The sequence below is a fragment of the Halomonas sp. G11 genome, assembly GCF_001663515.1.
GTDB lineage: Bacteria > Pseudomonadota > Gammaproteobacteria > Pseudomonadales > Halomonadaceae > Vreelandella.
Genome location: NZ_LYXG01000023.1, coordinates 330282 through 343361, shown reverse-complemented (window position 1 = coordinate 343361; position 13080 = coordinate 330282). Strand labels below are relative to the sequence as shown.

Sequence of the window (13080 nt, the reverse complement as noted above, 5' to 3'; positions counted from 1 at the left end):
CACAGGTTCATGGCAGGCTCGCTTCCGAAACGCTAAGGGCGGTATGGTGCAGCCAACTAAATACCGACTTCATAGGTAACAACGAGGATTTCCCGTTCAACGCTAACGCTTGCTAAACTGATACAGGATTGAAAGACTAGTCACGAAAGACGAAGAACGTGTAAGACAAAGACTTGCGTCTGGAACTTGGGAACGGCATGCTGGTCAATTGTTTGATAGATCATTACGGAGCATGAACACATGAGTTACAACGACTCACATATTGCGCAATCAGCCTCTGGCGGTGTGGCCAATTCGGTTAGCACCAACAAAGTGCTGCGTAACACCTACGCGTTGCTGGCGATGACGCTGCTTTTCTCTGCGGTCACCGCAGGCGCCTCGGTCGCAATGGGCGTTCAGCAACTGAACATCTTTGTGTTCTTCATTGGTGCCTATGGGTTGATGTTCCTGGTCCATAAAACGGCCAACTCAGCGTTAGGCCTGCTGTCTACATTCGCCTTCACGGGCTTTATGGGCTTCACCCTGGGGCCGATCCTGTCCGCCTACCTGGCATTGCCCAATGGCGGCGCCTTGATCATGAATGCCCTGGCCATGACCGGTATCACCTTCATCGGTCTTTCAGCCGTCGCCCTGATAACCAAGAAAGATTTTGGCTTCCTGGCCAATTTCATGGTGGCCGGTGCGATCGTGCTGGTGCTTGCGATGGTGGCGGCGTTGATTTTCAACATCCCCGCGCTGTCGCTAATGGTGTCGGCTGGCTTCGTGCTGTTTTCTTCAGCGGCCATTCTTTACCAGACCAGTGAAATCATCCATCGCCAGGGTGAGACGAATTATATTCTGGCGACCATCACGCTCTTCGTCTCTATCTACAACCTGTTTATCAGCCTGCTGTCGCTGCTGGGTTTCATGAGCAACGATTAACCGATCTGGCGTTAAACAGAGCAACAAGCCTCAACAGACCCTATCATTAGGGTCTGTTTTTTTATTATGTGCGCGATATCATTAGCCACACCACGATAGGTAAGGGCAATGGATTACGGACTGTTAGTCATGGGGGCCCCCTACAGCCAACCGGCGCCTCATTCGGCGCTCAGGTTTGCCCATGCGGTGCTGGCAAGGGGACATCGGCTCGTTGGCGTTTTCTTCTATCACGACGGTGTTCATAATGCGTCAATGCTAATGACTCCGCCGCAGGACGAGCTGAACCTGCGCGACGCCTGGAAGGCGCTTCATAAAGAGCACGATGTAGCCCTGGATGTATGTATCGCTGCTGCCCTGAGGCGTGGTGTCATCAGTCAATCTGAAGCATCCCGCCATGGCCATGATGCCTTTAACCTGGAAGCCCCCTTCGAGTTGACCGGGCTTGGCCAGTTGCTGACGCTTCAACAGCGCTGCGACCGTTTGATTACCTTTGCCAGTTGAGGCCATCCATGCGTGAATCAGAAGACCTGCTGGTGATTATTCGTCACGCTCCCCATGATTCGAACTGGCTGCGTGAGGGACTAGACGCCGCTCTGGTTGGCGCTGCCTTTGGACAGTCCGTCAGGCTGTTGTTCATGGGGCAGGGCGCGTTGGCATTGTGCAGGGAACAGCAGGCCGGCGCCCCGGGGCAGAAGGCCAGTCTGCCGACCATCGACATGCTCGAGATGTATGATATCGATCAGTTGAACGTTCCCCAGCGAGTGCTCGATGACCTGAAGCTGCCTCTCGAAGCGCTTGTCGATGGCGTAACACCGCTCAGTGAGGGGCAGGTCAAAGCATTATTTAGCCAAAACCGCCCGATTCTCAACTTCTAGGGTGTTTCATGATCCTGCATATTTTGACAACCCCACCCACGAGCGAGGTCGCCCAGCAGGTCGAGCAGGCCATTCAGGCGGGGGATACGCTGTTGCTGACCGAAGCAGGCGTGACGGCGGCGCTTAACCCAGATCTACACTGCTGGACGCAGGATGACTACGCGGTATTTTTGCTTGAAGAAGACCTCGTCGCCAGAGGGCTCTCAAGCATTGCGGCAAGCCATGGGTTGTCAGCGGTAGATATGGACGGGTTCGTAGCGCTGACCGAGCAACATCTACAGTCGGTCACCTGGTATTGAACAGCTGATAGGCAACAGTGAGTACATTGATGGAGAACACCGAGGCTAACGTAACGCTGGATCCGGAAGGGTATCTCGTCGACATGAGTGACTGGTCGGAAGCGGTGGCGGCCCAGTTGGCCGACGATGCAGGTATCGAGTTGACGTCCGAGCACTGGGAAATCATCCACTTGGCGCGCGGTTTCTATCGCCGTTACGAAATGGCACCGGCGATGCGGCCGCTCGTCAAGGCCACTCAGCAGGCGCTGGGTAGTGACAAGGGCCGCTCTATTTACCTGATGCGGCTCTTTCCTGGCAGTACCGCCAAGGTGGTAGCGCGCATTGCGGGACTTCCCAAACCCACCAACTGTCTTTGAGACTTTTCTGGCTTTAAGACTTTTCTGGCATTATATCGGTTTAGCTCGGGCCTTCCCCGCTAGCACTGACTGACAGCGCCACGGTGGCCCTTGCTTGTGGAATCGATACGTGGCCCTGTTGGTTAGCTCAAAGCAAAGGGCAAGCCTAGCAAGGCTCTCAGGTGTGCTTCCACGCCGCTTGCCAGCGAGGTCGGGTTATACCCACCCTCTAACGAGGAAACCAGGCGGTTATCGGCATACAGGGTGGCAATTTCCATCGCCATGTGCGTGACCCAGTAGAAGTCCTCGTCCGCCAGACACACATCGCCCATGGGGTCATCGCGGTGGGCATCGAACCCAGCGGATATCATCACCAGATCAGGCTTGAAGCGGTGCAGCGCCGGTAGCCATTGGCTCTCAATCAGGCGACGGAATTCGGGGCCTTGCGTGCCGACTTCCAGGGGCGTATTGACCACGTTTTGCCATTCGCTACGTAAATATCGCCATGGGTAGAAGGGATACTGGAAGCTGGTGCAGATCAGCACATCCGGATCATTCTTGAAAATATCGATCGTGCCGTTGCACTGGTGGACGTCAAAATCCAGGATGGCAATACGCTGGGCACCGTAACGTTCCCTTGCATAGGCCGCGCCGACGGCAATGTTGTTGTAAAAGCAAAACCCCATCGCCTCGGCGGCTTCGGCATGATGCCCGGGCGGGCGAACTGCGCAAAATACGTTATCGGCTTGGCGCTTGAAGACCTGATCGACCCCTTTGACCACCGCACCGGCAGCAAAACGAGCCGCTTTCAAGCTGTCCGGGTTCATCAGGGTGTCGCCATCAAGCGATACGATGCCTTGCTCGGGCAGGCACTTGCTAAGGGCGTCAAGATGACGCGTGGCGTGCACCCGGTTGAGTGCCGTGTCATCCGCTTCCTTGGCATCGGCCTGCATGGTTTGCTGTAATAATCCCGATAATGCTAGACGCGCTCGAATCGCTTCCAGTCGCTGAGGGTTTTCAGGATGTTCCGGCCCCATATGATGCAATGAACAGTCGGGGTGGGTAAGGTAGGCAGTGATCATTCAAGCGCTCCATGGTAGCTGGTATCACCTTAATCGCGAGACGCTGATACGCGACAGTGTCCATAAGTCTTACATCGCCCTGCACCGTTCCAGGAGAGGCAAACGTGAGCACACGTTTTTTGCACCATTTCTTTGAACCCCGCACGCTTGCCGTCATTGGCGCGTCCGAAAACCCGGCGTCGCTTGGGGGCCTGGTCCTACGCAATATCCATGAAGGTGGATTCAAGGGGCAGCGTTGGGCAGTGAATCTGAAAGGCTATGATCAGGTCTTCGGTGACCCTTGTGTCAAGCGGGTTGACGACTTGCCTGAGGTGCCCGACCTCGCCATCATCTGCTCGCCCATTGACGGGGTGCCCAAATTGATCCACCAGTTGGGCAAGTTTGGGGTAAAAGCCGCCCTGGTACTGTCCGGCGGCGCTTATCTGGACCGCGATACGGGCAATAAAGGCTCGATACGCGAGCGCATGCTAAAGGCTGCCCGAGAATCCGGCATCCGTGTGCTGGGGCCTGAATGCATGGGCCTGATCGTGCCAGCAAAAAAACTCAACGCCTCCTATGCCAGTCAGCCGGTCAAGGCGGGCCGGGTGGCGTATCTTGGACAGTCAGGCATGTTGGCCAACGCCATGATCGATTGGGCGGCCGGGCGCGATGTGGGGTTTTCGCACCTGATTACCGTGGGTGATAGTGTTGATGTGCTATTGCCGGATCTGATCGATTACGTGAACCAGTTTTCGCCAGCGCAGGCGATTCTGCTCCATCTCGAGCGGATTTCCGATGCGCAGCATTTCATGACCGCGGTACGCGACGCCTCGAGAAACCGGCTCGTGCTGGCGATCAAGAGCGGGCGAACCTTTGCCTCGGATATTTCCGGCATGGCCCCGACCCCGGGTATTGCCAATCGCGATGTCGTGTTTGACGCGGCTTTTTCACGCGCCGGGGTAGTGCGTGTCGACGACTCCGACGAGTTGCTGGATGCCCTGGAAACGCTTTCGCGCATGAAGCCCTTGCGGGGTGACCGCCTGGCGGTGGTGTCTAACGGTTTGGGCCCTGCCATGCTGGCCATCGACAAACTGGTCAGCGCCGGGGGCAAGCTGGCCGAGTTCAGCGATGAAACGCAGCAGGCGCTGCATCAAAGCCAGGTCGATTTCAGCAAACCCGGTGAAAACCCCGTTGACCTGGGCGGCAACGCCACGCCCGAGCGATTTGTCGAAGCGCTGAAAATTGTCGCCGCGGATGCCAATGTGGACGCGGTACTCGTGGTGCATGCGCCAACGCGCCTGGCGCCTTCGCTGGTCACCGCACAAGCACTGATTGCCAACCGCAAGGCCTTCCGTCGCAATCTATTGACCAGTTGGATGGGGCTCAAGGAGGCGCTGAATGCCCGCCACGAATGCAACCTGGCCGGTATTCCCACCTATATTTCACCCGAGAAGGCGGTGAAAGCTTTCATGCATATGGTGGACTATCAGCGGGTTCAGCAGTTGCTTCAGGAAACACCGCCCAGCCTGCCGTTTTCCACCAGCGCCGAGATTCGTGCGGAGTGCCGGAAATTGATCAGTGAGGCGAAGGCGGAGGGCCGTCAGACGTTAAGCCACTCGGAAACGGCGCAAGTGCTCGAGGCTTACGGCATTCCTGCAGCCACCAGCTATTACCTCACCAGCGCCGAGCAGGCGCTGGACATTGCCGCAAAGATTGAAGGTCCCAAAGCGCTTAAAGTGGTTCATGAGGGCAATTGCCGCCCTTATCGCTATCGCAAGCACCCGCATAAGATCTCGGCGGGGCTGCTTCAGGATCTTGAAACGCCCGAGCAGGTGGCGGATGGCGTTCGCCAACTGGGCGAAAAGGTGAACGAAAAGTACCCCGAGTACGCGATTCACGAATACTGCCTGCAGCCCATGCAACGCGGCAAACATTCCATGCAGGTGTGCGCGGGCATTACCCGGGACCCGGTATTCGGCCCGCTGATCGTGTTCGGCATTGGCGGCTATAAAGTCAATGTGCTCGCTGACCGCCAAGTCGCTTTACCGCCTCTCAACATGAGCCTGGCAGCGGATGTGGTCAATCGCACCCACGCGGCATCGTTGATACGCGAACATTCGTCAGACCCCGACCGGGATACCCAGCACCTATGCCAGCTGCTGGTAAAGCTGTCGCAAATGGCCTCGGATTTGGGCGAGCTGCGCGGGCTTGAACTGAACCCGTTGCTGCTCAACCGCGATGGCATGCTGGCCGTCGACTTTGCCATGGACCTCGGCCCCCCGGCACGCTTCGCCATCATGCCTTACCCGGAAGAACTGCGTGAATGGCTGACGCTGAAAAACGGCTGGCAGGTCGAGGTGCGGCCGATTCGTGCTGAAGACGCACCCTTGATTACCAACTTTCACCGCCAGCTTTCCGAAGAAAGCATTCGCTTCCGTTATTTTCATAACAAGTCGGATTTAACCCAGCGCGATCTGTCGGTGCTGTCGCACATCAATTACGACCGCCAGATGGCGTTTATTGCCGAACATCAGCGCGATGATGGCAGCAAGGAGATGCTAGGGGTGGTGCGTGTCTGGAATGACCCGGATAACATTCGAACGGAATTTTCGGTCATTATTCGCGACGACATGCAAGGCTTGGGGATCGGCAGCCTGCTGATGAAGAAAATGATCGCCTACTGCACCCACATTGGCACCCTGGAAATGGTGGGTAAAATCATGCCGGATAATCATCCCATGCGGGCATTGATGAAACACCTGGGCTTCACTTGCCGTTACAACATGGAAGAGCAGGTGATCGATGCCATCATGCGGCTCAACGAACCCGAAAGCGAATGGCAGCGCCACCGGCTGGAAAGCCTGCCGGACTAGACGCGTACAAGCCATGGCCAGCCAGCCCTGCATTGGCCAGCCACAGGACAGGGAATGTTCAGGGCGCCATACGGAAAGAGTGCCACTCGCCACCTTCGCGCCGCTCAAAGCGTATACGGTCGTGCAGGCGACTGGGTTGGCCCTGCCAGAATTCGATCATATCAGGATTCACGCGGTAGCCGCCCCAATGGTTGGGACGCGGAATTTCCTGCCCCTCATAGGCTTGCTCAAAACGCTTCTGCCGCTCTTCGATCCAGTTACGGTCGGGTATCACCACGCTCTGGGTGGCAATCCAGGCACCTAACTGGCTGCCACGTGGACGGCTGGCGAAATACGCGTCGGACTCTTCAGCGGCCACCTGCTCGACGGCGCCCTCAATGCGCACCTGGCGGGAAATCGATGGCCACCAGAAGGTAAGCGCTGCGTAGGGCACATTGTTGAGTTCGCTACCCTTGTGGCTATGGTAATTGGTGTAAAACACCATGCCGCGCTCGTCGAACCCTTTCAACAGGACCACGCGCGCATGAGGGCGCCCTTGGCTGTCGACGCTTGCCAGCGTCATGGCATTGCTGTCTTTGCCTTCCTGCTCGATAGCCAGACTGAACCATTCATCAAACAACACGAGGGGATCATCAGGGACCTGGGATTCATCGAGTAGGCCACCTTCATAATCACGCCTGATATCCGCTATGTCGCGTGCCATTGCTAGGCTCTCCATCAAGAATTTTTCACATGGTGTCGGGTGTGGTAACAAAGCTCAAGTCTTGATTAGCCCTGAGCACGTATTTGGCGGCTGCGGAATCGTGCATAGGCCATGCAGCCGGTAAACAAAGCCAGTGACAGGACGGCCTCGGCGACGCCCCGCAGGGCTTGTGTTGGAAGGGTAGCCACCATGACACCCTGGCTGAAATACAGCAGGCTGACAAACGCCAACCAAGCGTGGCCCCGGGGCCGCCTTCCGATAATGGAAGGTAGAAACAGGACCAGGGGGAGCACAAATGCTGCCATGGGGCGCCAACTGAAGGCCGCATCCTGGACCATGAAACCACGCAACAGCATCATTATCAGCAACAGGCCAAAACTTGCCAATACCCATTGCCGCGCTCGAAAGGTGAGAAGATCAACGCCGTGGCGTTGCTCCACGCGCTCCAGCCACTGCTTCATGGCGCCTCCTCGCGCATTGTCCGCATTGCCAGCGCCAGTTTGGCCAGGCGCTTGCCCTGAGCGACACACAAGGCGCGCTCGTGTTCATCGACTGAGCGGTCGCTCCGCGGCCCTGCCAGGTGGCTTGACCCATAGGGCGTGCCACCGGTCTGCGTGGCCAGCAGCTCGGTGGCGCTATAGGGCACGCCCGCGTAGACCATGCCGTGGTGGAGCAGCGGAACCAGCATGGTCAACAGCGTCGCTTCCTGCCCACCATGCAGGCTCGAGCTCGAGGTGAAGGCGGTAGCCGGCTTGTCGATCAGGGCGCCATTGATCCAAAGGCTGCTGGTGGTATCAAGGAAATATTTGAGCGGTGATGCCATGTTGCCAAACCGGGTCGGGCTGCCCAGTGCCAGGCCGCTACAGTGACGGAGGTCGTCGAGCTCGGCATAAATCGCACCTTCCTCCGGAATCTCTGGCGATGTCGCTTCGCAGGTGGGGGAAACCGGCGGCACAGTGCGCAGGCGCGCCTCGATACCTGCCACTTGCTCCACACCGGCAGCCATCTGCTGAGCCATGGTGGCGGTGGCACCCGAGCGCGAATAATAAAGTATCAAGACATAGGGCAATGAACCGGACATAGTCACTCCAAGCAGATTATTCTCTTAGGGTACCAGAGCAATGTGGGCAGCGGGTAACGACAAACGCATACCCTGCGCATTGGGTAGCCGCTGATAGACCCAGGCACGGGTGCCATCGGCAAGCTGCTTCTCCACCCGCTCGTAGCGAATCCCCAGGCGTTCATAGCGATCCAGGCGAGCGAGTTGATCGGCGGTGACGCTCAGGCGAAGCCCTTTCACCTGGCTGCCAGGCGAAGGCGATAAATCAAGCCCGTTGCGCTGATGGTCTTCAAGCGTGGCTGGCTCAGGGTCGCCCGAACCGCCCATCACCACCCAGCGAACCGGCGCATAGCGCAACGTGCCGTAGACAAACACCTGGTGTGTGCGCTGTTCGATATCCGCAAGATCGTCGGGTCGCTCATAAAACCACGGGCTGAGCATGGTCAGCCACAGCCACCCGGCAAGGCCCAGTAGCAGTATTGCACATAGCGCCAATAGGCGTTTGACCCAGGCCATGGTGTTTCCTTATGCAGCAGGCAGAAAGCTTAGGGTGGCGTGCGTCAGCGTGGAACACAAGCGTAACAAGACGCTTAAGCAATCGGTGCGGGTTTGGTAGGATAAAAGTCATATCCTGTCGGAGAGCCTGCCATGAACCAGCCACTTCGTGATGAGACCGACTTTCGGGCGCTTGTGGGCGATGTGAAGCCGCTAGCGCAGAAAAATCGGGCGGATACCGGTGATGCGCGCAAGCGTCCTTCCGAGGCGCAGCTGGCAAGGCGCGAACGCGCTGAAGCAGAGATTGATGAGCACAACTTTCTATCCGATGATTTTGTCGACCTGATACCGCCCTTTGACCCCATCGAGTACCGCCGCGAGGGGATCCAGCAGGGGGTGGTCGATAAACTCAAGCACGGCGGCTACCCGGTTCAGGCACAGCTTCATCTGCTCAGGCGGCCTCTGGCCGAGTGCCGTAGGCTGGTGTTTCCTTTTATTCAGGATGCCTACGCGCACGACCTGCGCTCGGTACTGATCGTCCACGGCCGAGGGCGTGAGATCGACAGCCCCGCCAATGTATTACGTTCCTATATTGGCAAATGGCTGATCCAGTTTGACGAAGTACAGGCCTATATCTCCGCCCAGCCCTCGGAAGGTGGGCTGGGGGCTACCTGGGTCATGCTACGCAAGAGCGATCGCGCCAAAGCCAACAACCGTGAACGGCAGCAAAAACGTCGTGGCTAGCCAGCCATGAATTAGCCGTCAACGAAAAGGGACAGCCGCATGGCTGCCCCTTTGGCTGGTTCGCTATGATGCACTCAATGGTGAGCGTTAAGGCGTTTTTCAAACAGTGCCTGGCGTTCTTCGACATCCGGCTGGTAGCGCACGCTGAAAAAACTTAGCGCCCGCAGGGCATCCTCGGGATGCTGGTCATCGCGAAGCGCCATGGCGGTAAAGCCACAGCGGCGCATGTATTCCAGCTGGTCGACCAGCACATCGCCCACCGCGCGCACTTCGCCCTGATAGCCAAAGCGCTCGCGCAGCAACCGAGCAAGGGTGTAGCCACGGCCGTCGGTGAATGCCGGAAAATGAATGGCGATTGCCGGGGCCGAACGGAGCTCATCGGCCAGGGTCACCGTCAGTTCGCAATCGCTTGCCAGCAGCGGTGCCAGTTCGGTGTCTTCCTGATGCGCTTTCCAGAGCGCCAGGGGGACAAAGGCAGGGCGCTGCTCGGGCAGCGCCTCTGCGTCGTAAGACACGCACCAGGCGTTTTCCGCCGCCAGTTCGCCATTGGCGATCAGGTGATCGGCATGAACCGGCGTCATCTCAACCGCCTCGGCCTGCTTGTCATTAGGCGGCATAAACACGCTCCTTGAAGGGTTTCAGTCCAATACGGCGATAAGTGTCCAGGAAGCGTTCATCTTCATGGCGCTGGGCCACGTAGACTTCCAGCACTTTTTCGACAACCCCGGGGACATCTTCACGGAAGAAGGAGGGGCCAAGAATCTTGCCCAATGAGGCATCATCGGTCGAGTTACCGCCAATCGATACCTGATAGTACTCCTCGCCCTTTTTATCGACACCCAGAATGCCGATATGGCCCACGTGGTGGTGGCCACAGGCATTCATGCAGCCGGAAATATTCAGATCCAGCGGCCCCAGGTCGTAAAGGAAATCCAGGTCTTCAAAGCGTTCCTGCAAGGCCTGGGCGATGGGAATCGACACGGCATTGGCCAGGCTGCAGTAATCGCCGCCAGGGCAGCAGATGATATCGTTGAGCGTACCCACCGTCGGGTTGGCCATGCCCAGCGTTTCGAGCTCTTGCCAAAGGGCTTCCAGCTCGTCCACCGGGACGTCGGAGAGCACCAGGTTCTGCTCATGGGTCACGCGGACTTCCCCGAAACTGTAGCGGTCGGCAAGATCAGCGATGGCGTCCATCTGGTCAGCCGTCACATCGCCGGGGGCGTGCTCGCGGCGCTTGAGCGATAGCGTCACGGCTTTATAACCGTAGACCTTGTGGTCGGTGACGTTATTGGTCACGAAACGCGCAAAGCCACGATTTTCCTGACGAAGACGCTCGTAAGCTGCCACCGCGGTTTCATCCACGGCGCGACGATCCGGCTCGGGGAAGTGGCTCTTTGCGGCTTCGACCGCGGCAGCATTGAGCGTCTGAGGACCATCTTTCAGATGCGCCCACTCTTCCTCGACGCGACGGCGGTACTCTTCGATCCCCAGCGCCTTGACCAGAATCTTGATCCGGGCCTTGAACTTGTTGTCGCGACGCCCGAACTGGTTGTACACCCGGACGCACGCTTCCAGATAGGTCAGCAGGTGCTGCCAGGGCAGGTCGTCGCGTACCACGTCGCCGATCATCGGCGTGCGGCCCAGACCACCACCCGCAAGGACTCTGACGCGCAATTCGCCTGCCTCGTTGTACCACAGACGCAGGCCGATATCGTGAACCTGGATGGCCGCACGGTCCTGGGAAGCACCGCTGACGGCGATCTTGAATTTGCGCGGCAGATAGGCAAATTCTGGGTGCAGCGTTGACCATTGGCGGATCAGTTCGCACCAGGGACGCGGATCTTCCACTTCATCGTTGGCAATACCGGCAAACTGGTCGCTGGTGGTATTGCGAATGCAGTTGCCGCTGGTCTGGATGGCGTGCATCTGGACTTTAGCCAGATCCGCCAGGATATCCGGCACATCTTCCAGGGCAGGCCAGTTGAGCTGCAGGTTCTGCCGCGTGGTGAAGTGGCCGTAGCCGCGGTCATAGCGACGGGTAATATCCCCGAGCGCACGCAGCTGATGGCCAGCCAGCATGCCATACGGGATCGCAATCCGCAGCATGGGGGCATGGCGCTGGATGTAGAGGCCATTCTGCAAACGCAGTGGACGAAACTCTTCTTCTCCCAAACGCCCGTCGCGGTAGCGATCCATTTGATCGCGGAATTGAGCGACGCGCTCATCTACCAGCGTTTGGTCATGAATATCATAACGATACATGGGGCACGGTCCTGCTAAAGCGAAGTTGTCACGTTGAAACGGGACGAATCAGTGTCGCCACCATAACGCGGGCATCATATTCTACAAAAGAATATATAATTATCTTTTTATCTCAAAATAGTATTTAGGCTAGCGACGTCGCCCACCGGCGGCGTTGCCATATCCAGAAAAACGCGGCTGAGTTAATGATGCGATACATCAGCTGCATTAGCCAAATGCCGAGCAGCCCATAGCCCAGACTAACGCCGACCCACCAGGCCAGCGGTAAAAAAAGCAGCCATTGCAGGCTCAGCGTCAACAGCATGACGGTTCGCTGGGCGCCCGCACCCATCAGGGCTTGAGCAAGTACCAGCGCGGCGACGTCAATGACCATCATCAGGCCCGTCAACTGTAGGGGCAGCGTGCCAAGCTTAATCAATTCTGGCGCCTTGAAAAACAGGCCAAGCAGTTTGTCTGGCACCCATAGCATTGGCAGGGCCAGTATCACCAGCAATAGCGCGGCCACCCAGAGCGCGTCCAACCCCCAGCGGTGGGCTTCCTGCTCGGCATCCCGGCCCAGAGCTTCACCCACCAGGCTCATCGCGGCAACGCCGACACCGACACCCGGCAGTATCAGCAACAGCGATAGGTTGACCAGCACGTGCCCCACAGCAACACTCGCGGTGCCTAGCTGGCTCAGCAGCCAGAAAAGCACGGCATAGCCAGCGGCAAACCAAAGCTGCTGGGCCGAGTGGGGCAACGCCAGCCGGGCGGTGGTTCTCAGCACCGGCGCCTCGGGTCGTAACTGGGCCCAGGTCAGGGCACTGCTGTGGCGGGCGGTGATACCTATCCAGAGCAGCAGCCCCACGCCTACCGACAGCGTGGTGGCAACGCCTGCACCACTGGCTCCCAGCTCGGGAAGCCCAATCAGGCCAAAAATCAATCCCGCGCTGAGCACCACGTTAAGCAGGTGGACGGTCACGATAATGCGTAAGTACAGGCGTGTGTACTGACGGCCATTCCAGTAACCGCGAAAACACAGGGTGAGCGCAATCGCCGCCAGCGACAGCACTCGCCAGCGAAAGTAATCAACGGCCACGGAGTGAACGTCTGGGGCCGGCGAGAGCCACTGCATAATCACAGGCGCCTGCCACCATGCCAGCAGCGTCAGCAATGTACCACTGACCAAACCGAGCAGCAGCCCCGCCTGCAGGGGCCGGGCGAGGCCAGAATGCCCCGCGCCCAGCCGCTGGGCGGTTTGGGATTGAACGCTGGAGGACAGGCCGAATACCAGTGCCGTCATCATGAACATGGCGTAACCGCCAAGCCCCACACCGGCCAGCGCCGTTTCGCCTAGACGGCCCACCAGGGCGGCATCGACAAGGTTGAGCATGCTCTGCGAGAGCATGCCCAGTATGACCGGCCAAGCCAGACGAACCACTAGGCCGTGGCGGTGGGCGACGTAGGGCACAG

Annotated in this window: 15 protein-coding genes; 7 read left to right on the top strand and 8 right to left on the bottom strand. The window is 58.2% G+C overall.

Going from position 1 to position 13080, the window contains the following annotated elements; genetic code table 11:
• Nucleotides 1-240: 240 nt before the first annotated feature.
• The 5 genes from ADS46_RS12520 to ADS46_RS12500 all read left to right on the top strand — a co-directional run bounded on the left by ADS46_RS12520 (nucleotide 241) and on the right by ADS46_RS12500 (nucleotide 2451).
• Entirely contained in the window at nucleotides 241-921 is a 681-nt protein-coding gene (locus ADS46_RS12520) for a Bax inhibitor-1/YccA family protein (protein ID WP_066320603.1), read from the top strand.
• A 108-nt stretch (nucleotides 922-1029) separates the two neighbouring features.
• The gene (tusD, locus tag ADS46_RS12515; RefSeq protein ID WP_066320602.1) at nucleotides 1030-1422 is read left to right on the top strand and encodes a sulfurtransferase complex subunit TusD; all 393 of its coding nucleotides are present in this window, start codon (nucleotides 1030-1032) and stop codon (nucleotides 1420-1422) included.
• An 8-nt stretch (nucleotides 1423-1430) separates the two neighbouring features.
• Nucleotides 1431-1796, top strand: coding sequence for a DsrE family protein (locus tag ADS46_RS12510; RefSeq protein WP_066320599.1), 366 nt, complete (start codon nucleotides 1431-1433; stop codon nucleotides 1794-1796).
• 8 nt (nucleotides 1797-1804) lie between these two features.
• Nucleotides 1805-2095, top strand: a complete 291-nt coding sequence (gene tusB, locus ADS46_RS12505) for a sulfurtransferase complex subunit TusB (protein WP_082926072.1) — start codon at nucleotides 1805-1807, stop codon at nucleotides 2093-2095.
• A gap of 29 nt (nucleotides 2096-2124) precedes the next feature.
• A complete protein-coding gene (locus tag ADS46_RS12500) occupies nucleotides 2125-2451 on the top strand; it encodes a TusE/DsrC/DsvC family sulfur relay protein (RefSeq protein ID WP_066320598.1) in 327 nt (108 codons plus the stop codon).
• 122 nt (nucleotides 2452-2573) lie between these two features.
• On the opposite strand, the gene ADS46_RS12495 is transcribed toward ADS46_RS12500, so the two are convergent.
• Nucleotides 2574-3512: a histone deacetylase family protein gene (locus tag ADS46_RS12495; protein ID WP_066320597.1), complete on the bottom strand. Its 939-nt coding sequence runs from the start codon at nucleotides 3510-3512 to the stop codon at nucleotides 2574-2576.
• A gap of 104 nt (nucleotides 3513-3616) precedes the next feature.
• On the opposite strand from ADS46_RS12495, the gene ADS46_RS12490 reads away from it, so the two are divergent.
• Complete coding sequence (locus tag ADS46_RS12490) at nucleotides 3617-6364, top strand: bifunctional acetate--CoA ligase family protein/GNAT family N-acetyltransferase (protein ID WP_066320596.1); 2748 nt, start codon at nucleotides 3617-3619, stop codon at nucleotides 6362-6364.
• A gap of 58 nt (nucleotides 6365-6422) precedes the next feature.
• Here ADS46_RS12490 and pdxH read toward each other — a convergent pair whose 3' ends face one another.
• From pdxH to ADS46_RS12470, 4 genes are all read right to left on the bottom strand, one after another.
• On the bottom strand, nucleotides 6423-7067 hold the full coding sequence (gene pdxH / locus ADS46_RS12485) for a pyridoxamine 5'-phosphate oxidase (RefSeq protein WP_066320594.1): 645 nt from the start codon (nucleotides 7065-7067) through the stop codon (nucleotides 6423-6425).
• Between the two features lie 65 nt (nucleotides 7068-7132).
• The gene (locus tag ADS46_RS12480; protein ID WP_066320592.1) at nucleotides 7133-7528 is read right to left on the bottom strand and encodes a DUF2069 domain-containing protein; all 396 of its coding nucleotides are present in this window, start codon (nucleotides 7526-7528) and stop codon (nucleotides 7133-7135) included.
• The gene (gene wrbA, locus ADS46_RS12475) at nucleotides 7525-8148 is read right to left on the bottom strand and encodes an NAD(P)H:quinone oxidoreductase (protein ID WP_066320591.1); all 624 of its coding nucleotides are present in this window, start codon (nucleotides 8146-8148) and stop codon (nucleotides 7525-7527) included. Before wrbA ends, ADS46_RS12480 begins: the two co-directional genes overlap by 4 nt.
• A gap of 24 nt (nucleotides 8149-8172) precedes the next feature.
• Nucleotides 8173-8643 (bottom strand): gamma-glutamylcyclotransferase family protein, encoded by a 471-nt coding sequence (locus ADS46_RS12470; RefSeq protein WP_066320589.1) that lies wholly within the window; start codon nucleotides 8641-8643, stop codon nucleotides 8173-8175.
• A 132-nt stretch (nucleotides 8644-8775) separates the two neighbouring features.
• On the opposite strand from ADS46_RS12470, the gene smrA reads away from it, so the two are divergent.
• Nucleotides 8776-9366 (top strand): DNA endonuclease SmrA, encoded by a 591-nt coding sequence (smrA, locus tag ADS46_RS12465; protein WP_066320588.1) that lies wholly within the window; start codon nucleotides 8776-8778, stop codon nucleotides 9364-9366.
• A 74-nt stretch (nucleotides 9367-9440) separates the two neighbouring features.
• Here smrA and ADS46_RS12460 read toward each other — a convergent pair whose 3' ends face one another.
• The 3 genes from ADS46_RS12460 to ADS46_RS12450 all read right to left on the bottom strand — a co-directional run bounded on the left by ADS46_RS12460 (nucleotide 9441) and on the right by ADS46_RS12450 (nucleotide 13078).
• Nucleotides 9441-9983, bottom strand: a complete 543-nt coding sequence (locus ADS46_RS12460; RefSeq protein ID WP_066320587.1) for a DUF934 domain-containing protein — start codon at nucleotides 9981-9983, stop codon at nucleotides 9441-9443.
• Entirely contained in the window at nucleotides 9973-11628 is a 1656-nt protein-coding gene (locus tag ADS46_RS12455; protein WP_066320586.1) for a nitrite/sulfite reductase, read from the bottom strand. The genes ADS46_RS12460 and ADS46_RS12455 overlap by 11 nt, the downstream gene beginning before the upstream one ends.
• Before the next feature lie 124 nt (nucleotides 11629-11752).
• Nucleotides 11753-13078, bottom strand: coding sequence for an MATE family efflux transporter (locus ADS46_RS12450; protein ID WP_066320584.1), 1326 nt, complete (start codon nucleotides 13076-13078; stop codon nucleotides 11753-11755).
• Nucleotides 13079-13080 lie beyond the last annotated feature (2 nt).